The organism is Glutamicibacter nicotianae, from assembly GCF_002797775.1.
Taxonomy (GTDB): domain Bacteria; phylum Actinomycetota; class Actinomycetes; order Actinomycetales; family Micrococcaceae; genus Glutamicibacter; species Glutamicibacter nicotianae.
The window spans coordinates 1,628,870-1,651,051 of the sequence record NZ_PGEY01000001.1 but is presented as its reverse complement, the minus strand read 5'-3'; the positions used below and the strand labels follow the sequence as shown (position 1 = coordinate 1,651,051).

Annotated in this window: 18 protein-coding genes and 3 tRNA genes; 13 read left to right on the top strand and 8 right to left on the bottom strand. The window is 59.0% G+C overall.

The window, feature by feature from the left end; all coding sequences use genetic code 11:
• Window positions 1–9 precede the first annotated feature (9 nt).
• The 4 genes from ATK23_RS07565 (at window position 10) to ATK23_RS07550 (ending at window position 4,118) form a co-directional block, all read left to right on the top strand.
• The gene (locus ATK23_RS07565) at window positions 10–3,045 is read left to right on the top strand and encodes a UPF0182 family membrane protein (protein WP_052253641.1); all 3,036 of its coding nucleotides are present in this window, start codon (window positions 10–12) and stop codon (window positions 3,043–3,045) included.
• A gap of 60 nt (window positions 3,046–3,105) precedes the next feature.
• Window positions 3,106–3,179: transfer RNA gene (locus ATK23_RS07560), tRNA-Met, on the top strand.
• Window positions 3,180–3,574: 395 nt separating this feature from the next.
• A tRNA-Met gene (locus ATK23_RS07555) sits at window positions 3,575–3,648 on the top strand.
• Between the two features lie 396 nt (window positions 3,649–4,044).
• A tRNA-Met gene (locus ATK23_RS07550) sits at window positions 4,045–4,118 on the top strand.
• A gap of 116 nt (window positions 4,119–4,234) precedes the next feature.
• On the opposite strand, the gene ATK23_RS07545 is transcribed toward ATK23_RS07550, so the two are convergent.
• Window positions 4,235–4,966 (bottom strand): PspA/IM30 family protein, encoded by a 732-nt coding sequence (locus tag ATK23_RS07545; protein WP_066144162.1) that lies wholly within the window; start codon window positions 4,964–4,966, stop codon window positions 4,235–4,237.
• 70 nt (window positions 4,967–5,036) lie between these two features.
• Window positions 5,037–7,169 carry a TPM domain-containing protein gene (locus tag ATK23_RS07540; RefSeq protein ID WP_157801642.1) on the bottom strand — a complete coding sequence of 711 codons (2,133 nt, stop codon included), beginning with the start codon at window positions 7,167–7,169 and terminating at the stop codon, window positions 5,037–5,039.
• Between the two features lie 181 nt (window positions 7,170–7,350).
• Between ATK23_RS07540 and ATK23_RS07535 the strand changes: the two genes are divergently transcribed.
• The 4 genes from ATK23_RS07535 to ATK23_RS07520 all read left to right on the top strand — a co-directional run bounded on the left by ATK23_RS07535 (window position 7,351) and on the right by ATK23_RS07520 (window position 11,598).
• Window positions 7,351–8,871, top strand: a complete 1,521-nt coding sequence (locus tag ATK23_RS07535; RefSeq protein WP_066144167.1) for a S1C family serine protease — start codon at window positions 7,351–7,353, stop codon at window positions 8,869–8,871.
• Between the two features lie 190 nt (window positions 8,872–9,061).
• Complete coding sequence (locus ATK23_RS07530; protein ID WP_100339254.1) at window positions 9,062–9,883, top strand: electron transfer flavoprotein subunit beta/FixA family protein; 822 nt, start codon at window positions 9,062–9,064, stop codon at window positions 9,881–9,883.
• 12 nt (window positions 9,884–9,895) lie between these two features.
• Window positions 9,896–10,840: an electron transfer flavoprotein subunit alpha/FixB family protein gene (locus tag ATK23_RS07525; protein WP_066144170.1), complete on the top strand. Its 945-nt coding sequence runs from the start codon at window positions 9,896–9,898 to the stop codon at window positions 10,838–10,840.
• Window positions 10,837–11,598 carry a PIG-L deacetylase family protein gene (locus ATK23_RS07520; protein ID WP_066144173.1) on the top strand — a complete coding sequence of 254 codons (762 nt, stop codon included), beginning with the start codon at window positions 10,837–10,839 and terminating at the stop codon, window positions 11,596–11,598. Before ATK23_RS07525 ends, ATK23_RS07520 begins: the two co-directional genes overlap by 4 nt.
• A 93-nt stretch (window positions 11,599–11,691) precedes the next feature.
• Here the strand turns inward: ATK23_RS07520 and ATK23_RS07515 are convergent, their stop codons facing one another.
• The 3 genes from ATK23_RS07515 to ATK23_RS07505 form a co-directional block, all read right to left on the bottom strand.
• Window positions 11,692–12,249, bottom strand: a complete 558-nt coding sequence (locus tag ATK23_RS07515) for an anti-sigma factor domain-containing protein (protein ID WP_066144175.1) — start codon at window positions 12,247–12,249, stop codon at window positions 11,692–11,694.
• 124 nt (window positions 12,250–12,373) lie between these two features.
• Complete coding sequence (locus ATK23_RS07510) at window positions 12,374–12,835, bottom strand: tRNA (cytidine(34)-2'-O)-methyltransferase (protein WP_066144180.1); 462 nt, start codon at window positions 12,833–12,835, stop codon at window positions 12,374–12,376.
• A gap of 44 nt (window positions 12,836–12,879) precedes the next feature.
• Window positions 12,880–13,779 (bottom strand): J domain-containing protein, encoded by a 900-nt coding sequence (locus ATK23_RS07505; protein WP_083515710.1) that lies wholly within the window; start codon window positions 13,777–13,779, stop codon window positions 12,880–12,882.
• Between the two features lie 111 nt (window positions 13,780–13,890).
• Here ATK23_RS07505 and ATK23_RS07500 point away from each other — a divergent pair, with 111 nt between their 5' ends.
• Window positions 13,891–14,796 carry a diacylglycerol/lipid kinase family protein gene (locus ATK23_RS07500; RefSeq protein ID WP_083515711.1) on the top strand — a complete coding sequence of 302 codons (906 nt, stop codon included), beginning with the start codon at window positions 13,891–13,893 and terminating at the stop codon, window positions 14,794–14,796.
• Here ATK23_RS07500 and ATK23_RS07495 read toward each other — a convergent pair.
• Window positions 14,765–15,523: a dihydrofolate reductase family protein gene (locus tag ATK23_RS07495; protein ID WP_066144189.1), complete on the bottom strand. Its 759-nt coding sequence runs from the start codon at window positions 15,521–15,523 to the stop codon at window positions 14,765–14,767. The two genes, ATK23_RS07500 and ATK23_RS07495, sit on opposite strands and share 32 nt — an antisense overlap.
• A 12-nt stretch (window positions 15,524–15,535) precedes the next feature.
• Entirely contained in the window at window positions 15,536–16,462 is a 927-nt protein-coding gene (gene folP / locus ATK23_RS07490) for a dihydropteroate synthase (RefSeq protein ID WP_066144192.1), read from the bottom strand.
• 112 nt (window positions 16,463–16,574) lie between these two features.
• Between folP and ATK23_RS07485 the strand changes: the two genes are divergently transcribed.
• Genes ATK23_RS07485 through mnmA form a run of 3 tightly spaced genes read left to right on the top strand, consistent with a single transcriptional unit; the run spans window position 16,575 to window position 19,782 of the window.
• Window positions 16,575–17,384, top strand: a complete 810-nt coding sequence (locus ATK23_RS07485) for a hypothetical protein (protein ID WP_066144195.1) — start codon at window positions 16,575–16,577, stop codon at window positions 17,382–17,384.
• A 29-nt stretch (window positions 17,385–17,413) separates the two neighbouring features.
• Window positions 17,414–18,649, top strand: a complete 1,236-nt coding sequence (locus ATK23_RS07480; RefSeq protein WP_066144198.1) for a cysteine desulfurase family protein — start codon at window positions 17,414–17,416, stop codon at window positions 18,647–18,649.
• Window positions 18,646–19,782: a tRNA 2-thiouridine(34) synthase MnmA gene (gene mnmA, locus ATK23_RS07475; protein WP_066144201.1), complete on the top strand. Its 1,137-nt coding sequence runs from the start codon at window positions 18,646–18,648 to the stop codon at window positions 19,780–19,782. Before ATK23_RS07480 ends, mnmA begins: the two co-directional genes overlap by 4 nt.
• 170 nt (window positions 19,783–19,952) lie before the next feature.
• Here mnmA and ATK23_RS07470 read toward each other — a convergent pair whose 3' ends face one another.
• Entirely contained in the window at window positions 19,953–20,312 is a 360-nt protein-coding gene (locus ATK23_RS07470) for a hypothetical protein (RefSeq protein WP_038990554.1), read from the bottom strand.
• Between the two features lie 227 nt (window positions 20,313–20,539).
• Here ATK23_RS07470 and ATK23_RS07465 point away from each other — a divergent pair, with 227 nt between their 5' ends.
• Window positions 20,540–22,171, top strand: a complete 1,632-nt coding sequence (locus ATK23_RS07465; protein WP_066144204.1) for an ABC transporter substrate-binding protein — start codon at window positions 20,540–20,542, stop codon at window positions 22,169–22,171.
• Window positions 22,172–22,182: the final 11 nt, after the last annotated feature.

Genomic DNA, 22,182 nt, shown 5'->3' with positions numbered 1-22,182 from the left:
GAATAGATAGTGTCATTCGGATCGGATAGTCCGTTCGGGGGTCCTCCGCGACCCCAAGAGCCACAACGACCTTCCAACCCTTCAGGCAAGAAAGCGTCGCCGCTGACCCTGACCATCTTCGCGGTGGTCATCCTCGTCGCGGTCTTCGTTTTCTTGTCGAATTTCTACGCTGATATCCTCTGGTTCAACCAGCTGGGTTTCTCCGAGGTCTACTGGACTGAGCGGATCGCCAAACTAGTGATCTTCCTGATCGCTTTGGTGTTGATGGCGGTTCCCATGTGGTTCTCGATGCGCAGTGCCTACAAGCACCGCCCGGTCTATGCACCCAACTCGAACCGTCCCGATTCCATGTCGCGCTACCAGGCCCAGTTGGAACCAGTGCGCCGTTTCCTGATGGTGGGCATTCCACTGGTGATTGGCATTTTCGCCGCCGTTGCCGTGGCAGGACAGTGGCAGACGATCTTGCTGTTCTTCAACCAGGTCGGTTTCGGAAGCACTGACCCCCAGTTCAATATGGATCTGGGCTTCTTTGTCTTCTCCCTTCCCTTCATTGCGCTGGTCAACGGCTTCTTGATCTCGGTCGTGCTGCTCAGCGGCGTGGCCGGTCTGCTGACCCACTACCTCTACGGCGGAATCCGTGTCGAAGAACGCGGTGGCATTACTGTTGGCAAGGCTGCTCGCGTGCACACCGCAGTTGTTGTGGGAATCTTTCTGCTCTTCCAGGCCGTGAACTTCTGGATCGGCCAGTACGAGACCCTCACTGACCAGTCAGGGCGTGTCGCCGGTGCGCTGTACAAGGATGTCCATGCAGTCATCCCGGCGCAGATGATTCTGGCCATCGTGGCGATCCTGATCGCCATCACCTTCGTGATTGCGGCGATCAACGGGCGTTGGCGCTTGCCATTGATTGGCACCGCCATGCTGGTAGCAACGATGATTGTTGCCAGCGGCGTCTACCCGTTCCTAGTCCAGCAGTACAAGGTGGTCCCTTCGCAGAAGGCGCTGGAGAGCGAGTACATTGAGCGCAATATCGAGATGACTCGTTTGGCATTCGGCCTGGATGACGTGGAAGTGACCGACTACGACGCAAAGATCTCGACCGAGAAGAATGCGCTGGCTAAGGAAACTGCCACCACCGCGAATATCCGTCTGCTGGATCCGAACCTGGTTTCGGCTGCTTTCGCACAGCTGCAGCAGTTCCGTGGCTACTACACCTTCGCAGAGACCCTGAACGTTGACCGCTACGAGATCGACGGCAAGGTGGAAGATACCGTTATTGCCGCCCGTGAAGTGAACGTCGATCCAACCGACACCTGGGTGAACCAGCACATCAACTACACCCACGGCTACGGCCTGGTGGCCGCATACGGCAACCGTGTGGCTGCAGGTGGCCGTCCGGACTTCATGCTCGGTGGCATTCCGACCTCTGGTGATTTGATCACCGACAAGGAATACGAACCGCGGATCTACTTCGGTGAGAATTCTCCGTCCTATTCGATTGTGGGCGGACCGGATGAGGGATGGACCGACCAGGAACTTGACCGCCCGGGTACCGGTGGCGAGAACCAGGACACCCGCTATACCTTCAAGGGCGATGGCGGTCCGAACGTTGGCAACTTGTTCAACCGCTTGGTCTACGCGCTGAAGTTCGCCTCCACCGATCTGTTGCTCTCGCAGAACGTCAATAGCGAATCGCAGATCCTGTACGATCGCGACCCTCGCGATCGTGTCAGCAAGGTTGCACCATACCTCACGTTGGATTCCCAAGCGTACCCTGCCATCGTCGATGGCCGGGTGCAGTGGATCATCGATGGCTACACGACCTCGAATGACTTCCCATACTCCCAGCAGCAGCAGCTGGATTCGGCAGTGACCGACTCGCTGACCAACGCGCAGGACCTGTCGCTGACCGGTCGCGTGAACTACCTGCGCAACTCGGTGAAGGCCACCGTCGATGCCTATGACGGATCGGTCAAGCTCTACGCCTGGGACACCGAAGATCCAATCCTGCAGTCTTGGCAGAAGATCTTCCCTACGGCCTTGAACCCGCTGGATGACATGTCCGCAGAGCTGATGGAGCACGTGCGCTACCCGGAGGACATGTTCAAGGTGCAGCGTGAAGTGCTGACCACCTACCACGTGGACAACCCGGATGCATTCTACGAGTCCAACGATGCATGGGCCGTGCCTGACGATCCAACTTCGTCTGCTGCCGGCGTGAAGCAGCCGCCATACTTCATGTCCTTGAAGATGCCTACCCAGGATGAAGCGTCGTTCTCGTTGACCTCGACCTTTATCCCGGCTGCGGCAGCCAACGGCCAGCAGCGCAACGTGCTCTTCGGCTTCCTGTCGGCGAATGCCGATGCCGGCTCCACGCCGGGGGAGAAGGCCGACGACTACGGCAAGCTGCGGCTGCTTGAGCTGCCACGAGACACTGCAGTTCCTGGCCCGGGCCAGGCTCAGCAGAACTTCGATACCAACACCCGAGTGACCACCGAACTGAACCTGCTGCGCCAGGGCGCCTCGGAAGTCAAGAACGGCAATCTGCTGTCCTTGCCAGTTGGCGGCGGTATCCTCTACGTCCAGCCTGTATACGTCCAGTCTTCGGGCCAGACCAGCTACCCGACCTTGCGCAAGGTTCTGGTTTCCTTCGGTGACAAGGTCGGCTTCGCCGATACGCTGGCTGAAGCACTGGATGAAGTCTTCGGTGGCGATTCCGGTGCGGTAACCGGTGAGACCGAAGGCGTGTCGCCGAGCGAAGACCCTGAGGGCGAGGCGGAACCGACACAAACCGATACCGAGAAGCTGACTGAAGCTCTGGCTGATGCGAACGAAGCGATCAAGAATGGCCAGGAAGCATTGGCCAAGGGTGACTTCGGGGCTTACGGTGAATCGCAGAAGCAGCTGGAGGACGCCCTGAACCGTGCGATGGAGGCAGATGCTGCCATCAACGGCACCGAGGTTGAGGGAGACGTGAAACTGGACGAAGGCCAGAACAACGACGCCTCCCAGTCGCCAGCGCCAACCGATGGCGCGGAAGGCTAGGAATAGCAGTAACCGCCGATTTGCTTTCACTCCGCGATGATGCAAGAATTGTCTAGTCATCGCGGGGTGGAGCAGTTCGGTAGCTCGCCGGGCTCATAACCCGGAGGTCAGAGGTTCAAATCCTCTCCCCGCCACGAATGGCAAAATGGAGATCCGAATGGATCTCCATTTTTCGTTAACCCGAAACTCTCCAGCCACCGAACCCGAAGGACGCCCGGGAGGCAATTGTTGCTAACCCGTACGCAGGAAAATCGTCGGGTGGCAGAAGACAACGTCTCCCTGGCGCCGTCCCGAGGTCAATGAATGCCCGTTACACGGCTACGGGCAAGGGCATTGGCAGATGCATTTGATGACCCAGGTCAGAGCAAGTACGCTCGCGACTTTCCGGGCCGGGTGCAGCCAGTGCAAGAAATATGGTCAGCACCGCAGAGCAATTCGGGTCAGGTGGGACATTCGAGGGGAGTGGGATTAAGGACACGCTTTTCGATTCGCTATTGAGTTCAACAGTTGGTAATGTTGTATTTACCGACGCGGGGTGGAGCAGTTCGGTAGCTCGCCGGGCTCATAACCCGGAGGTCAGAGGTTCAAATCCTCTCCCCGCCACGAAAGTGGAAACGGAGATCCGAAAGGGTCTCCGTTTTCTTTGTCTTGGCGGCTTGGCGGCTTGGCGGCTTGGCGGCTTGGCGGCTTGGCGGCTTGGCGGCTTGGCGGCTTGGCGTCGCTGCCGGATCACTGCCAGTCGTTGATCAGACCCACGAAATCAGAAACTCGGATCTCTGCCCCTGCTGCGAGTCAGTACGAGCGGCCATCTGGTTCCCGACAGCTAATTCTCTTGTCTGCCTACCAGGTGCATCTGAAAAGATCCTTCGTTACCCGCTCATGCTGCGGGGGACTGGTGCTTTGTTCGATGCCTCCAGAGTGCTGGATCTTTGCGTGACCAAGCGCACTTCCTCAGGATTGGCCAAGTCATTCACCGATTGGTAAAGTTGTATTTACCGACGCGGGGTGGAGCAGTTCGGTAGCTCGCCGGGCTCATAACCCGGAGGTCAGAGGTTCAAATCCTCTCCCCGCCACGAAAGTGGAAACGGAGATCTGAAAGGGTCTCCGTTTCTTGTTTAATCATCAAAAGCAATTGGCTGGCATGCTTGCGCACTGCCAGCCAATTGACAATATCCCGTTATTCGAGTTCCTAGCTTTCCAAAGCACCAGTCTGCTTGGCCTTCAGGGCCGCCAGACGAGCTTCGACTTCGGTCTGCTCACCCAGATCTTCCAAGGACTCGAACTGGGCGTCCAGGCTTGACGCCTGTAATTCTGCAGCACCGCGGACTCGGGCTTCTTCGCGGCGAACCTTTTCCTCGAAGCGGCCGATCTCGCTGGATGGATCCATGATGTTCACGGATTTGATGGCTTCGTTGACCTGGTTCTGAGCGTGAGCCGACTTGGCGCGGGCGACCAGCTCGTCGCGCTTGCTGGCCAACTCGGTGCGCTTTTCCTTCATCATGTTCAAACCGCTCTTGAGTTTGTCCACGATTTGGCGCTGCGATGTAATCGTTGGCTCTGCGGTCTTCATCTCGGACTCGGCCTGCATTTGGCGCTGGATGGCGACCTTAGCCAAGTTGTCGAACTTCGCGGCATCATCTGCCTTGCCTGCGGAGCGGAACTCCTCCGCCTTGTTGGACGCTGCCAGAGCTTTGGCACCCCACTCGGAAGCTGACTGCTCGTCCTCGCGGTAGTCGTCTTCCAGCATGCGCAGGTTGCCGATGGTCTGGGCAATCGCCTGCTCTGCTTCGGCGATATTGTCGTTGTAGTCGCGCACCATCTGATCCATCATTTTCTGAGGGTCTTCAGCTGCGTCGAGCATCGCATTGATGTTGGCCTTGGCCAGCTGGGAAATGCGTCCGAAGATTGACTGCTTGATCATGGTTGGACCTTTCTGTCCGTCAGGAAAAAAATAGGTACTTCAAAACAACTAGTGAATCTATTCCGGCAAACTAGAAATTGCCGCCTCCGCCGCCTCCGAAGTCACCTCCTCCGAACCCGCCTCCGTCGCCGAAGCCGCCGAAGCCGCCCCCGCCGAAGAATCCTCCGCCGTCGCCGCCATCCGAATGACCGCCGTGGCTTCCGCCACCGAGGATAGTATTTATCAGGATGCCGCCGAGCATGGCACCGCCGATGCCATCAAACATCCCGCCGCCGCGGCCGCGGCCGTAGTTGCCGTAATTTCCGTATCCGCGGGAGCCGCCAAAACCGTCAAATCCACTGACATCGTTTTCGGCCATCTGCGCAGCCTGATCAGCCAACTGAATTGCACGCTGCGCCGAACCCACGGCACGCAGCGGATCGCTGCCGGAAAGCGAACGGGCTTCATCGAAGGTGCGTTGCGCTTCAGCAAGACGGGTGCGTGCCGAGGAACGTACGCCACCGCGCCGGGCACGGATGTAATCGTCCGTGCCGCTGATGCGTGATGCTGCCGTATGCAAGAGCGAATCAAGCTGCGCACGGGCAGACTGTTCCTGCTGCGCCCGGTCACGCGAACTAGACAGGGCCTCTGAGAGCGGTCGCACGGCCTCGTCGAGCTGGGTGATCAACGCCAGCGGGTTGTATCGGTCGCTGTTCAGAGCTTGCTTGGTATTATTCAGGGCGCTTTCCACACCGGCCACGGCACTCGCCAACCCGGGATTCGAACCGTTTGCCATGAAAGCTTTCGCTTGGGCCAGGTCCCGTTCGGCAAGTGCCATTGACGACTTCAGATCTTGCTGGGCTTGCTCCAACGCTTCGCCGGCTTTGTTGATGGCTTTGAGCAGTACGTCGGCTTGGTCCTGCGCTTCTTCCGCGTTTTGGATCAAGATCGCGGCATTGGGACGGTCATTGGCCAGTTTCTCCGATGCCTGCTTCAAGGCAGATGACGCAAAGGACAAACGTTCTGCGGCTTGTTCGGCATTGTCCTTGATCTGTGCAACTGCGCTGGCATCGTATCGGCCAGCGAGGCGTTCCAAATCGGCAACTCGAGCCGAAAGCCTCTGATTGAGCGGTTCTTGATTCGCTGAAACCTCAGTTATGCGATCCTCCGCGTTCTGCTCCAGCTGACGCAACTGCTTGAACTCGTTGGCATGAGCCTGCAGGGAATGATTAACCTTCTGGCAACGGTCAATGATTTCATTCAGCCAAGAACGCTGATCCTGTTCGGTATCCGGGATATCGTCATCCAACTGCTGCTGCAAACGGAAGGATTCCGACAGGTGGGTCTTGGCCTGTTCGATATCTTCGAGATAGACCTGGACCGCTTGCTTCCCGTACTGAGCCTCGGCGAAGCCCAATTCCTGCTGGGAAGAACGAATCGAGTCGTCTGCTGCTACCAGCAACTGATCTGCCTGCAAACGGAGCTTGTCCAGCGGGATCAACTGTTGCTGCGGCGCAGGAGAGCCATAATTTCCAGGGTGTTGACCCCGGCCCTGGCCGAGTGGGGCGGTCTTGTTCTTGCTGCGCCGTGAAAGGAACAGGTACCCAACCACAGCGACGGCGCCAATGACCAGAACGACTGTCAGGAAACCGCCGCCGGAGGAGGAGCCATCGGGGCTGCCACCGCCTTCGACACTGCGCATGCCATCGATAGCGCCTTCAACGGCGCCAGCCCAGTCATTTTCGCCGAGTGCTGGACTGATCTGGCTGCTGTAGATTTCGGTGGCGGCCGAGGCAATTGGGCCTCCCTTCGCGCCAGCAAAATATGCCTGCCGGGTTTGGGTCGCTACCACCAAGATGGAGTCGGCACTGCCCAGCCCTTTCTTGTTGGTAACCTCGGTGGCCCATTGATCAGCTTGGGCTGGGTTCGAGAACTCATCGACGAATACCGCAAAGAGATTCAACCCTGTATCGCTGCGGAGCTCTTTGATTTCGGACTCCAAGCGCGCCTCGTCCGAACCAAGCACACCTGAAGAATCGACTACGAAATCGCCGGGTGGAATAGTAACCGGCGATTCAGCCATTGCCGGTGCCGATAAGCCGAAAGAGGCTGCGGCTGCCAATAGTGCTCCAGCAATGAGCCGTCTAGCTTTCATACGCATGTCTTGTTTCCCGCCTGAAATACAACAGCCAATCCAAAGATCAGGAGAGGGCCGATCTGGCAATCCCCAGAGATTGGGTTCACACTTATGATTGATTCTATTTGCCCTAATGAACCACGTCTACGCCATTCAGCTGGCAGAATAGTTAACTCACAGCAGGTGCTCAGACACCACAATTCGATGCCACAGACCTGAGTTGAATAATTGAACTCAAGAGAATTCGACAGTTCGAAAGAGGCAAGCCATGAGCCAGACACCGAATGAGCCACGTGGGAACGATGCGGGCAATTCATCAGAGCCAAAGAACAACAACACCGACCCAGTGGCTTCGAGTGAACCAACAGTGAGCTACCCGAGGGTGAACCCGGGCCCAAGCACCAGCGAGCAGCCAACTAGCGCATACCCAACGGCGGCTGCCGACAGCACGCCGAATTCGGCCCACCAACATGGCCAGCATTCCGATGCCCAGCCAGTCCAGAACGGATCTGCTTACGGTTCGGGCTACGGCTTGCCGTTCAACGGGCCAGTGCACTACCCAGTTCCACCGGAGAAGCCTTCCAAGAACAAGAAGTCCTTCTCCGGCAGCACCCTCATCGCGGGAATGGTCGCGGCGGCACTGGTCGGCGGCGTCACCGCCGCTGGCACCACCTATCTTATGAATGACAACGCAGGCTCTTCCTCGGTCACCAGCTCGCCGCGCGAGGGAGTGGTGATCAACAATCCGGACAAGGTCACCGAAGTCACCGCAGCCGCCGCCAAGGCCAGTCCCAGTGTGGTGACCATCGAAGTATCCGGCAACGGCTCCGGCGGATCCGGATCGGGCATCGTCTTGGATGACAAAGGAAACATTCTGACCAACACCCACGTGGTCACCCTAGGTGGAGAAGTTGCCAATCCAAAGATTTCGGTTCAGATGAACGACGGTACCGTGCATAGCGCCACTGTCGTCGGAACCGATCCGCTATCTGATCTGGCTGTCATCAACATCCAGGCCGACGGTCTGGTTCCGGCCACCTTGGGCTCATCGGCCGAACTGAACGTCGGGGATACCGCGGTCGCCATTGGCGCCCCTCTGGGCCTGAGCGGCACCGTCACCGACGGCATCATTTCCACACTGAACCGCACTATCTCCATCGCGTCTTCGGCCGTGCCCGAGGAAAGCGACCAGAGCGATGGCGGAGACGGCAATCAGTTCAACTTCCAATTCCCCGGGCAAGAACAGCAACAGCAGCAATCAAGCGGTTCGATCTACGTGAATGTCATCCAGACGGACGCGGCGATTAACCACGGCAACTCCGGCGGCGCACTGGTTGACGCCAATGGTGAAATCATCGGCGTCAACGTCGCCATCGCCTCGGCTGGCAACAGCGAAGAAGGCGGTTCGATTGGCGTGGGCTTCGCTATCCCTATCGACTATGCAAAGCGTGTTGCCCAGGAACTGATCGACAACGGCGTCGCAACGCACGGTCTGCTCGGTGCCACGGTGACGCCACAGGGCGCCTCGGGATCCAACCAGCAGAACGCATCGGCCTTCTCGGTTGGTGCCCGCATTGTTGAAATCAGCCCTGACTCGGCAGCTGACAAGGCGGGCCTGAAATCCGGCGACGTGATCACCGGCGTCAATGGCCGCGCGGTCCAGGACTCGCAGACGGTGACGGCCGCCATTCGCGAGATCCCTGCCGGGGGAGAAGCGAAAATCAGCTATCTTCGCAATGGCCAGGAGCATACCGCAACCGCAACGGTCGGGACGCTGTCAAATAACTAAACAAATCGTCATGATGACGTTGTGAATCAAGTGACGCAGGCTGGTGACGAACCAGCCTGTGTCACTTGATGTTCTCAGAGCGATAAACGCCCAGTGAACTGCATTGTGTCGATACGATAGAGGCTGAAGGAATAGGCCTGCGCCCGTGTATTGCATCGGAGCGGGCATGGAAGCTTATAGGAAGGCGCGAATGAGCGAGGAAAGCACCACGCCACTGAAAATAGTGGTTCTGGTCAAACACGTCCCAGATGTTCAATTTGACCGTCACATCGATTCAGGGACGTTGCGCCTTGACCGTGCGGAATCAGTTCTCTCGGAGCTGGACGAATACGCTGTGGAAGCTGCTGTTTCCATCGTGGAAGCCAACGGTGGATTCGCCGCGGGACATGAAGTCATCGCTGCGACCATGGGTGGCAAGGGATCGGGCAACTCGGTCAAGAAGGCCTTGCAAATGGGCGCCAGCTACGGCCTGCACCTCAATGATGAAGCCCTGGCAGGCTCCGATACCGTCGCCACATCCAAAGCGCTCGCCGCTCTGGTTGAACATGTCGGCAACGTTGACCTGGTTGTTACCGGCATGTCCTCAACCGACGCAGAGACTTCGGTTGTCCCAGCTCAGCTCGCAGAGCGACTGGGCTTTGCACAGCTGACTCACGCGCTCGCCGTCGAGTTCGACGCAGCACAGCGCGAACTGGCGATCAAGCGCGATCATCTGGCTCGTACCTTGACCCTGACAGCTAGCCTGCCTGCAGTGCTTTCGGTCACCGACCAGGCCAACGAGCCCCGCTACCCGAATTTCAAGGCCATCATGGCTGCCAAGAAGAAGACCGTTACCGAGCTGGATTTGGCGGCTATCGGCTTGGATGCTGCGGCTGTTGGAGCCATTGGTTCGAACACCGAGGTTATCGGAGCCGAAGCCCGTCCTGCACGTGAAGCCGGAACTGTCATCAACGACAGCGGCCAGGCAGGCATTGCCTTGGTTGATTTCTTGGCCGAACAGAAGCTGATCTAAGGAATATTGAACATGCCTTCAGCCCTTGTATTTTTCTCTGAATTTTCCGAAGCACCGTCCAAGGCCCAACGCGAACTGCTGACCCTGGCATCCGGCTTCGAGAACCCAGCTGTGGCCGTTGCAAGCCAAGTCAGCGCCGCAGCCCAGGAAGTGCTAGCTTCCTACGGCGTGGTGAAGCTCTACACCGCCTCCAGCGAAGCGCAGGTTTTCGGAGCGCACGAGCTTTCCGTGCTTGACGCAGCCCTACAGGCTACCGGCGCCGGATTGGTTTTGCTTGCCAACGACAACTTCAGCCGTGAACTCGGGGCCCGCCTGGCTGTCCGCCACAACGGTGCGATTATCACTGACGTCATTGGCATCACCGGCGACTTGGTGGCGACCAAGGACGAGCTGGCCGGAAGCTACAGCGTTCAGGCCAAGCCAACCAACGGGACCCTCTTCGCCACTTTGAAGCCAAACAGCATCGAGGACGCTCCTGCTGCTGCCAACATCCCGTTGGCGGTAGAAGAACTGGCGCTGGAGAATTCCAGCGATGCCAAGGTCCGTATTGCGGCCGCCGAGGCCAAAGCAGCCAGCGACCGCCCGGCACTGACCGAAGCGCGCGTCGTGGTTGCTGGCGGACGTGGTGTCAATGGAGACTTCGGTCCGGTTGAAGACCTCGCGGATGCCCTGGGAGCCGCCGTGGGCGCTTCTCGAGCAGCAACTGATGCCGGCTGGATCTCGCATGATGCGCAGATCGGCCAGACTGGTGTAACCGTCGCACCGCAGCTGTACATCTCTGCAGGCATCTCCGGAGCAATCCAGCAGAAGGCCGGCATGCAGACCAGCAAATTCATCATCGCCATCAACAAGGATGTCGACGCTCCAGTCTTTGAAATTGCCGACCTGGGCATCGTTGGCGACCTGGCCAAGGTCCTGCCGCAGGCAGCCGAAGAGATCCGACGTCGCAAGGCATGATCGATACAGCGAAATTCATTGGCACAGGCGCCCAGCGGGTTCTGGCCTTCGGCGCCCACCCGGATGATCTGGATTTTGGGGCGGCCGGCACCATCGCGGCACTGACCGCTGCGGGTGCAGAAGTCCAGTATTGCATCATGACCGACGGAGACGCCGGCGGCTTTGATGATCGGGATCCCGAAGAAACCGCCAGGCTCCGCCACGAAGAGCAGAAGCAGGCCGCTGCCAAGGTGGGCGTGAAGACCGTCCATTTCCTCGGTGAACGCGACGGCTTCTTGGAAGCCAGCCACGATGTCATGCGCAAGGTGGTTCGGCTGATGCGCCAGGTGAGGCCTACCATCGTGATTGCCATGCACCCAGAGCGCAAGTGGGATCGGATCCAGGCCTCGCACCCAGACCATCTGGCTTGCGGTGAAGCGGTCACCCGCGCGATATATCCGGCGGTGGAGAATCCGTTCTCCTATCCAGAACTGCTGCATGCCGAAGGGCTGGAACCGTACAAGGTGCCTTGGCTCTGGTTGTGCGGTGCTCCGCAGGAACGCGAGAACGCCTACGTGGACATCACCGAATTCTTCGGCAAGAAGATGGATGCCTTGCGTTCGCACTTCACGCAGCATCCGGACGTTGCGGCCATGGAGAACTATGTTCTGCAGCAGTGCGAAGAAAACGCCGTGCGGGGACAACTAGGAAAAGGCAAGATTGCCGAAGCCTTCCATGCAGTGGCGGTGAACGCCAGCGACACGATTGCCGGGTTCTAGCGATCCGGGTGATGTGCATATGACAAAGAGCTCGGGGCGAAGACCATTTATTGGTCTTCGCCCCGAGCTCTTTGCAAAGCCGGTGGCGAGTTGCTAACTCGCGTCCTGCGTTTCCTGATCTTGGGCCAGCGGAAGGTCCACTGAAGCTTCAGCATCTTCAGACGGCATGTCCGGGATCTTGGCACCCTCAATGGTGATGTGAAGCGCAATCACATCATCGGCTGGGGTCAGTCCAGCCGAGGCGTCTTCACCGGTGCTGGAAACGATCACCGAGACACTGCCGGACTCGTGCACGGCCCATGCAACGTATTGTTCCGAACCGTCCAAGGCCGGCAGCTCGGAGAGCTCGACACCCACAGCATTTTCGGACTTGGAGGAGCTGAGCACCGCTTGCCCGCCGCTCTTCAACTCGACGGTCTGGGTGACTGCATCATCGGCTTTGGACGCCTTGGATGCTTTCGTGCCTCCATTGAGCAGGGTGAAAATCACCAATGCCAGGACAACGATGATGGCAAGTCCTGTAACTGCGAAGATCCAGCGCTTGGGCTTTGTCTTCGCTGCACGTGAACTGCTGGCCACTTGGCTCACCAGGTCTAGACCCAGGTTCTCGTCCTGGGGTTCGTCGCGGTGCTGGGAATGGCTACCGTTCATGGTCTTGGAATCTCCCGGAATGTAGTCGGCACAGTTCAATACCCGTGAAACTTCGGGTACAAACTCGAGCCTACTTTATAAAGATTAGGTAAAGCTGTATGCGTGGCGCTGGCGAGCTGGTACTTTATGCGCCAGCGAAGCCGTGCTGGCGCCACGCTTCGAAGGCCACTACGGATGCCGTGTTGGCCAGATTCATCGAGCGGCGTCCTGGAAGCATCGGCAAACGGACCAAATCGGTGACGCGAGGATGCTGCTTATCCTCTGCGCTCAACCCAACAGATTCACGGCCGAAAAGCAGGATGTCGCTGGTCTCGTAGCGGATGTCCGAGTAGACAGTGGTCCCTTCGGAGGTGAAGGCATAGACCCGGCCTTCGCCCAACGCATCAAAGGCCGCATCAAGATTTTCATGCACCGTGACGTTGGCCAGATCGTGGTAGTCCAATCCAGCGCGACGCAGATTGGCGTCCTCGAAGTTGAAGCCTAGTGGCTTCACCAAATGCAGTTCTGCGCCGGTGATGGCGGCTAGTCGGATGGCGTTGCCGGAATTACCCGGGATTTCTGGGGCATTGAAAACGATACGAAACACTCAATTAGTTTAAGCTCTCGCCGTCAAGATTTAAGCCATTGACCTTAGTACATCGCCTCACGTAACTTCGCCAGGGCCAGACGGTCAACAACATTTGGAGATGGACCGGAGCCCAGGAAGAGTTTCAACTCGCGGATCAATCCCGCTGCGTTGAGCACATTAGGCGTCGATGCCAGGGTTGGATCGGCATTGCGGCGGTACTCGATAACCGGTTCGTGATGATTGCCGTTGGCAGAAAGCACCAGGGTGAACGCGACAACGTTCATCTGCATGAACTGGCGTTGCATGCCGGAAATCGAGAACTGCGGAGGCTGTGTCAGCTTATTGCCGTGGCGCAAGACATTGCCATCAAAGGAATAGTAGCCATCGGGCAACGTCATCGTGTTGATCACTGCCATGCGGTAACCGGCAAACAGCACATGGTCGTAGTGGCCGGATGCCGGCGAACGCAATCCATTGACCAAACGGGCCGCCGGCAAGATATTCATTACATTCTTAGCCAGCAAGTTGATGGTCTGTGCTTCGCGAATCAGCCGCGATCGGTTGGAGAACAGGCCGCGCTTGCGAGGCTCACCGTGCACCCGCTGCTCACAAATCTTCCTCTCCGGCAGCGACAAGGAGGATTCCGACAATGGCGGTACATACTCGGTGGGCAACTGGGCCTTGGGTTGCTGTGGGCTCTTGCGCAATCGCTCGTCGAACGGACGGGCACTGAATCCGGCGCGCGGAGCGTTGCCCGGAGCCGGGAAGCTCTGCTCATAATCCAGCGGAGTCGCCAGCTCGTTCAGCTGCTGGAAAGCGCGTTGCACTTCTTTGAACTTGTCCTCGCTGCCACCGAGATCTGGATGTGTGGCGCGAGCGGCTCTCCGGTATGCGATCTTGATCTCTTCCAAGCTCGCAGTGGGCGCGACACCAAGAATTTCATAGGGGCTTGGTGTGCTCATTGAACGGAAGAATCCTCTCGGTGCAAACGACCAAATGGCCAGTGCTTCCCAGTTTAGCGAACGCAACCCAGCAAATTCTTTGTAGAAGCGTCAAGTTGCTGGGTAATCTCTATGCTCATGAGCTCGATTGCGCACGCCGAAAAAATCCGAATCATCTTCCACCCTTCCTCAGGACGAGGACGGGGGATGCGCCGTGCCCAGCAACTTGCCCAAGAGCTGGGGGCTCTGGGGCTGGAGCATGAGCTGGTTGATACTTCGGTAACGAGTGTGGAACAAGTCGGCGATCAGCTCAGAGGTTCGCGGATCATCATCATCATTGGCGGTGATGGGCTGATCCACCACTGCATCCAGCACGTTGCGGGTACTGCGATTCCCGTTGGGGTTGTTCCCGCCGGCAGCGGCAACGACTTCTGGCGCATGACAGGGGACAGCAAGGCAGACGACTCCTTGGCCAAGATGATTGCATTTTGCAGGCAACCGGGAGCAACGACGCCCATCGACCTGTTGGAACTGCGGTTCGACCAGGCCGGGGGATCACCGCGATATGCGCTGGGTGCGGTCTCCTGGGGGTTTGAAGCCACCGTCAATGCGAAAGCCAACGCGCTGCCACGGCAACTCGGAGCCTTGCGGTACATCGCCGGACTGGTCCTGTGCATCCCGCAGTTGCGCGGATGGCACAGTGAGGTCAAAGCCAACGGAATGGAATTCAGCGGGAGTGTCCTGGCCGCCAGCTTGGCCAATATCAAGTCCCTGGGCGGAGGGATCAAGCTCTTCCCGCGTGCCGAAATAACCGACGGCACTGCAGAATTGGCGATCATACGGGGACCCCGGATTCTGCGTGTCCTTCCATATCTGCCAAGAATCCTCACTGGCGCACCACACCCATGGAAAGTCAGCGCACACCTTGCCCAAGCCCGCGTGGAAACAACTCGGAGCAGCTATGCCGACGGGGAATGCGTTGGCGAGGGGTCATTCGACCTATCAGTTATTCCGGCTGGGATTCAGCTGATCTCCTGAACCGGTAGTCGCAGAAGAGCATGCTGTCCTCTTCGAAAAGGGAATGCAGCTCGAACTGGAGGAAAGCCTGCTGCTCGTGAACCGCAATTCTCATGCCATCGCCAGCCACCAGCACCGGGGAGTGGCTGATGCAGGCTGAATCCACGGCGCCAGCCGCGGCGAATTGTCCAAATATATGGGGACCACCCTCGGCATGGATGAAGCCAAGACCTCGGGAATGCAGGTAGTCGACAATTTCCTGCGGCGCACATCCGCCGTCCTTGTCAGAAACCTGCACGAGGGTGGCATTGGTCCCGAAAGCTTCACGCTGTTCGTCAGATACGTCGACGCTGGTGAAAAGCAACACCGGAACTGGGGATTTGGCAAAGACCGGCGCAGTTGGCTCCAGATGCAATCCGTGGGAAACGAGCGCCAGCACAGGCTGTGGTGGCATCCCACGCTCGATTCGCCATGCCATGTCCTCTTCGGATAGGAGCTGGCCTTCGTATCCCTCGGCACGCACCGTTCCCGTACCGACCAGGATTACGTCGGCAAGTCGGCGCAAGAGCGAGAAAATCCTTCTATCGCCCGGTGAACCCAAACCGCCGGAAAGCCCATCAACCTGGGCGCTCCCATCGATGCTGCTGACAAAGTTGAAACGCACGAAAGGGCGTTGCCCACTGGCGTAGCGTTCAAGCAGGAACTGGTCATCAACCTGATCAGCTGGTTGGGGGAGCAGGGCACGCATCGGGAGAACTCCTTACTGGCTGGCTTCGCGTTCTGGGTGAGCAGGAGGATTGACATCCCCCATGTTGTGAATCTGGTAGGCAGGTTCCCGCCAACCCTGGGCTGCTTCGAGCAGGCGTACAGTCTGCACCGATTCAGGAATGTTGTGCATCCGCAGAATCCGGGCGCCATTCATGGCGCAGATTGTTGCTGCCACCATGGATCCAACCATGCGCTCGGCCTTCGGCAAGTTCAGCGTCTCGCCAATGAAGTCCTTATTCGAAACTGCAGCCAATGCCGGATAGCCCAAATCAGCGAAGGCCTGGAACCCGGCGGTCAGATCCAGCGTGTGGCGGGTGTTCTTGTTCAGGTCATGGCCCGGATCGACAATGATCTTCGCCGGCGAGACACCAGCGTCCAACGCGACCTGGACCTTCTCCACCAGGTACTGGCGGATTTCGGCCACCACATCGTCATAGTGCGGGCGCGGATAGACGGTGCGGGGCTTGGCCAGCGAATGGGTGATCACCACGTGCACATCGTTCTTGGCCACCACCTGGGCCAATTCCGGGTAGGAAAATCCTGTGGTGTCATTGATGACATCCGCTCCGGCATCAATGGCGACTTGCGCCACCTGGGGGTGGAAAGTGTCGGCCGAGATGATCACCGAACTGCGTTGGCGCACTTGGCGGATCACCGGGACAATTCGCTCCACCTCTTCCTGCCACGGGAGTTCGGGGCCAGGGGAGAAGGGCACCCCGCCGATGTCCACCCAATCTGCGCCCGCCTCAACCGCACGCATGGCAGCGGCTACTGCATCGTCCAAGCCAAAGGTCGACCCTGCATCGTAGAAAGAATCCGGGGTGCGGTTGATCACGGCCATCACCGCGATGCGCTTCGAGAAATCCAAGGAACGCTGCGAAAAATCATGGACGGGAACCAAGAAATCAGGCTTGAACATGCAGGAAGGCTCCCTTTGCTGGTTTCGACAAGTCATCTGTTGTTCTTCTATTCATACCACCGACCATGGCAGGGAGACGGAATTCCTCTGCTGATCTCGCTAGGCTTGGAGCATGCAGTTTTCCCACCTCTCCGCAGATCACGGGCAATGGATCGCGTCCGCTTGCGCATCGGCTGACCCCAGCACGGTTGTTGCCCAAATCCCTCACGGCTTTGAACGCTACGTTCGCATCTTGCACCCAGCCCTGGATGAAGATGACCAGCTGGTGCGCTGGGAGACGGTGGCGCAGAGCCGTAAGCACATCATCACCGCGGCCGATCTTTTCGAAACCGTGGCCGGACTGGACGCGCAAGGCAATCCTGAAACCGAGGACGCCTGGGTGGATTCCGATCTGCCCCTTGACCAGCTCCCGGAATCCCAATGGCAAGCCTTGGCCGCAGAACTTGTCGCGGCTTCCCCGCAGGACCAGAAGTTCGTGGTGGGCTTGTGGGCAGGCTATGCCTTTATCGAAGGCGGTGATCGAATCCAGATTGAGCGCGAACCGGATCCTGCTTTGAACGATGAAGAGAACCAAAGGGAGTACGAGCAGGCGCTCGCCGAGGCCCAGAAGCCGGCCTTTGGCCCCGAGGTCATCCAGGCGGACCTGCTGGAGCTGGGTGGCGGGTACCGGAACTACCACCTGTTCGAAGCGGACGCCGAGTTCCTGGCACGACCCGAATGGGCAATAACTGCCGACGGTGCCCAGCGCCAGCGCCCTGCCTTGGCCTTTGCGGCAGACCACTCGTGGATGCTGTCAACCGAACCCTTCGATGACTGCACGATCCTGGGCGGTCCCGCGTCATTGATCGAAGCGATCCTGGATAATCGGGAGCTGGAAGCCATTGAGGTCGGCCAATTCACACGGATCGGCCATTCAAACTAGGGCACCAAACCCCGTACCATTGAAGAGTTATGAATACTTCCGCCGTATACCTGGATCACGCGGCAACCACCGATCTGAATCCAGCAGCTTTGGCTGCGATCACCGAGCAATATTCCCGCACCGGAAACCCGTCGTCCTTGCACACGGCCGGACGTCGAGCCAACCGTACGGTGGATGATGCACGCCAGGCTATTGCCAAGGCCGCCGGAGCGCACTCCAGCGAATTGATCTTCACATCTGGCGGAACCGAATCGGATAACCTGGCGCTGAAGGGACTGTTCTGGAACCGCGTAGCGGCCAATGAGCAGGCGCGCGCCATCGTGCTCACCGGCATCGAGCACCACGCGATCCTGGATACTGCAACATGGTTGCAGGACCACGAGAATGCCACCTTGCTGTGGCTGGCCGTTGACGAGGACGGCGTGGTTGACCTGGAGGCGGCAGAAAAGCTTTTAGCAGAGCATCACCAGCACATTGCCTTGGCGACCTTGATGTGGGCCAACAATGAAGTCGGCACCGTGCAGCCAGTCCGTGAATTCGCCGCTTTGGCTGGCCGCTACGGGATCCCTGTGCACTCGGATGCGGTCCAGGCCTTCGGTGCAGTGGAGGTTGACTTCGCCTCCTCGAATTTGGCCACCATGGCGATCAGCGCGCATAAGATCGGCGGCCCGGTAGGAATCGGCGGACTGCTGGTTCGCAGGGATGTCGTGCTCACCCCTGTGCAGCACGGCGGCGGACATGAACGCAAGCTGCGTTCGGGCACCCTGAACGCCGCCCACGCGGCCGGCTTCGCCGCTGCGGCCACTGCGGTGCGTGCCGAATTGCAGCAGGAAGCCGCGCGGCTGAGCGGACTGCGCGACTACGCTGTCGAGAAGATCAGCGGCCTAATCCCGGAAGCCGTGCTGAATGGTCCACGGGACCAGGCCAATGAAGGCAAGCGGCTGCCCGGCAATCTGCACTTCACTTTCCCCGAATGCGAAGGGGATTCCTTGCTTTTCGGCTTGGATATGGTGGGCATTGCTTCATCCACCGGGTCGGCATGCACTGCTGGTGTTCCGCAGCCTTCTCATGTTTTGCTGGCTATGGGACGTGATGCGCGCACCGCTCGCAGTGTGCAACGCTTCACATTGGGGCATACATCCACACGCGCCGACGTTGACGCATTACTAGAGGCTTTGCCGCAAGCATATGCGCAGGCAAAGAAGGCTGGCATGGCAGCCGATGAAAGCAGCATCCACACGGCAGGAACAGGTTTTACACGATGAAAGTACTAGCAGCGATGTCCGGAGGCGTGGATTCGGCGGTTGCCGCCGCCCGCGCAGTTGAAGCCGGCCACGATGTGGTCGGCGTGCACCTGGCCCTGTCCCGCATGCCAGGGACCCTCCGCACCGGTTCGCGCGGTTGCTGCACCTTGGAAGACTCCAATGATGCCTGGCGTGCCTGCGACAAGCTGGGCATCCCGTATTACGTTTGGGATTTCTCTGACCGCTTCGCCGAGGACGTGGTGGATGACTTCGTAGCTGAATACGAGGCCGGCCGCACCCCGAACCCGTGCATGCGCTGCAATGAGAAGATCAAGTTCGCCGCCTTGCTCGAGAAGGCCTTGGCCCTGGGCTTTGATGCGGTTTGCACCGGCCACTACGCCAAGGTGCTGCGCGACGAGCAGGGCAACCCGGAGCTGCACCGCGCCGCGGACTGGGCCAAGGACCAGTCCTACGTCTTGGGCGTGCTGACCCACGAGCAGCTGGAGCACTGCATGTTCCCGCTGGCCGAGACCCCCTCCAAGGCGGAAGTCCGTGCCGAAGCAGCCGCGCGCGGCCTGACGGTCGCGAACAAGCCCGACAGCTATGACATCTGCTTCATCCCTGATGGGGATACCCGTGGTTGGCTGGCTGAACGCATTGAGATGAAGCCAGGCGAGATCGTCGATCACGAGGGCAACCAGCTCGGCGAGCATGAAGGTGCGCAGGCCTTCACCGTTGGCCAGCGCAAGGGCCTTCGCCTGGGCCGTCCGGCAGCCGATGGCAAACCGCGTTTCGTGCTGGAAATCCGTCCGAAGGAAAACAAGGTGATCGTCGGTCCGGAAGCTCTGCTGGCAGTCGACCAGTTGCGCGGCATCCGCATTTCCTGGGCAGGCGTGCCAATTGCTGAAGTCTTAAGCGGAGAGACCTTCGAGTGCATGGTGCAGGTGCGTGCGCACGGCGATCCGGTGGCCGCTGTGGCTCACATGGAGCGCTCCGACGAAGGCCGCGACGAGCTGGTAGTCAATCTCCCCGAAGGCATGCGCGGAGTCGCGCCGGGCCAGACCATGGTCGTCTACCAGGGCAGCCGCGTGCTGGGTCAGGCAACCATCGATTCTGCCCGTTCCAGCGCCTGGGACTCCAGCAAGGTCAACTGATTATGCCGACGCAAGGAAGCCCTTGGTTCCATTCGAAAGAGAATGGAACCAAGGGCTTCTTTGCGTCATAGGCTCTTTAGCTTCGCCAAAGGGCAAAAGATGGGTTGTTGCCCCGCTCGCGGAATGTCCGAGCAGCCGGGCGAGCCAATTGAAACGGATGGAGACAGCTTCTAGTCCTCGTCGACAATGCCGAACATATGGGCCGAAATATCCTGGTACTCCACGCGGGTCTTGCCTTTTTCCAGCTTTGGCAGCTGCGCCGGGGAGTGCGTGTGGCAGTGCACGAAATCGAAGGCAGGCCACCACTTCTTGGGACGCTCGTATTCGCTGAAGCCGCAGACTTCGCAGACCAGGTGAATCCACACGGGCCGTTTGCCGGTGCGATTCGCACGCGACTGGGCCAGCCATGCAGGCGGGTTCGAATTCAGCTCACGAAACTCGGCTTCGCTCAACTTCGACGGGATGCCGTGCTTCTTGGCCATTTCTACTGGGATATCCAACGCGATTGCCGCGTCTCTACGAGTCATCATTGGTATCTAGCTTATGCCACCGGGCGGACGCCCGGAAAGCCATGCCAGCCCATCGCAACGGTGAGTTAGCGCGGCTATGGGCTGAAGCGCAAAGAGCGGGCGTTGAGACCGCGCTTTTGCAAATTTCCACCTCTTCCATTCGTATTTCGTGCCCTGCATCACATAGGCTATGTGAAGCATGTGCTAATCATCACAGTGCATGCATGTATCTAGACGAAGGATGACTCATGACTCGCAAGAAGGACGGACTGCGACTCGCAGCAGCCGTTGTGGGTATCTCTGCCCTGGCTCTGACCGGCTGCACCCAAGCTGCAGACAGTGGCAATGACGGCGGCGGCAATGGCGATGCCAGCGCCCCGATCACCCTGGGCACCACCGACAAAGTGACCTCTCTGGACCCTGCTGGATCCTACGACAACGGTTCGTTCATGGTCATGAACCAGATCTACCCCTTCCTGCTCAACTCAGAGCCGGGCAGCCCGGATCCATCGATGAGCCTTGCCGAGTCCGCAGAGTTCACCACCCCGACCGAATACACGGTCAAGCTGAAGTCGGGCTTGAAGTGGGCCAACGGCCACGACCTAGACTCCAAGGACGTCAAGTTCACCTTCGACCGCCAGCTGAAGATCGCGGACCCCAACGGTCCTTCCTCGCTGCTTGGCAACGTCGAGTCCATCGAAGCGCCAGATGCCACCACCGTGGTCTTCAAGCTGAAGGTCGCCAACGACCAGACCTTCCCGCAGGTGCTGACCTCTCCGGTCGGCCCGATCGTTGATGACGAAGTGTTCTCTGCGGACAAGGTCATGGACGACCAGGAGATCGTTGAGGCCAAGGCCTTCGGCGGCCAGTACGTCATTGATTCGTACAACAAGAACAACCTGATCTCGTTCAGCGCCAACGAGTCCTACCAGGGCGTGCTGGGCCCAGCTGCCAATGACAAGGCGGCGATCAAGTACTACGCCGACGCCAACAACCTGAAGCTCGAAGTCCAGGAAGGCAAGATCGACGTCGCATGGCGTTCGCTGACTCCAACCGACATCGAGGACCTGGGCAAGGATGAGAACCTCGTGGTCCATAAGGGCCCAGGCGGCGAGCTGCGCTACATCGTCTTCAACTTCGATTCCATGCCGTACGGCGCCAAGACCGATGACGCTGATGAAGCGAAGTCGCTGGCCGTGCGCCAGGCCGCCGCGCACCTCGTAGACCGCGAAGCCATCGCGAAGAACGTCTACAAGGACACCTACACCCCGGCCTACTCCTACGTGCCGCAGGGCTTCACCGGTGCGATTGAGCCGCTGAAGGACCTGTACGGCACCGACGGAAAGCCGGATGCCACCAAGGCCAAGAAGGTACTGGAGGATGCCGGCGTCGAGACTCCGGTCAAGCTCGCACTGCAGTACAACCCGGACCACTACGGCCCGAACTCCGGTGACGAATACGCACTGGTTGAGAAGCAACTGGAAGCCGATGGCCTGTTCGTCGTCGACCTGAAGTCCACCGAATGGGTGACCTACCAGAAGCAGCGCGTCTCGGATTACCCTGCCTACCAGCTGGGCTGGTTCCCTGACTACTCGGACGCCGACAACTACCTGTCGCCGTTCTTCGCCAAGGACAACTTCCTGTCGAACAACTACGACAATCCCGAGGTCGACAAGCTGATCTCCGAGCAGCGCGGCATGACCGACGCTGCCGAGCGCACCAAGGCCATCGAAGAACTGCAGACAATGGTCGCCGAGGATCTGTCCACGCTGCCGCTGCTGCAAGGTGCCCAGGTGGCCATTGCAGGCAAGGACGTCAAGGACGTCGACAAGACCCTGGACGCTTCGTTCAAGTTCCGTCTCGGTGTGCTGAGCAAGTAATTCCGCTCCAG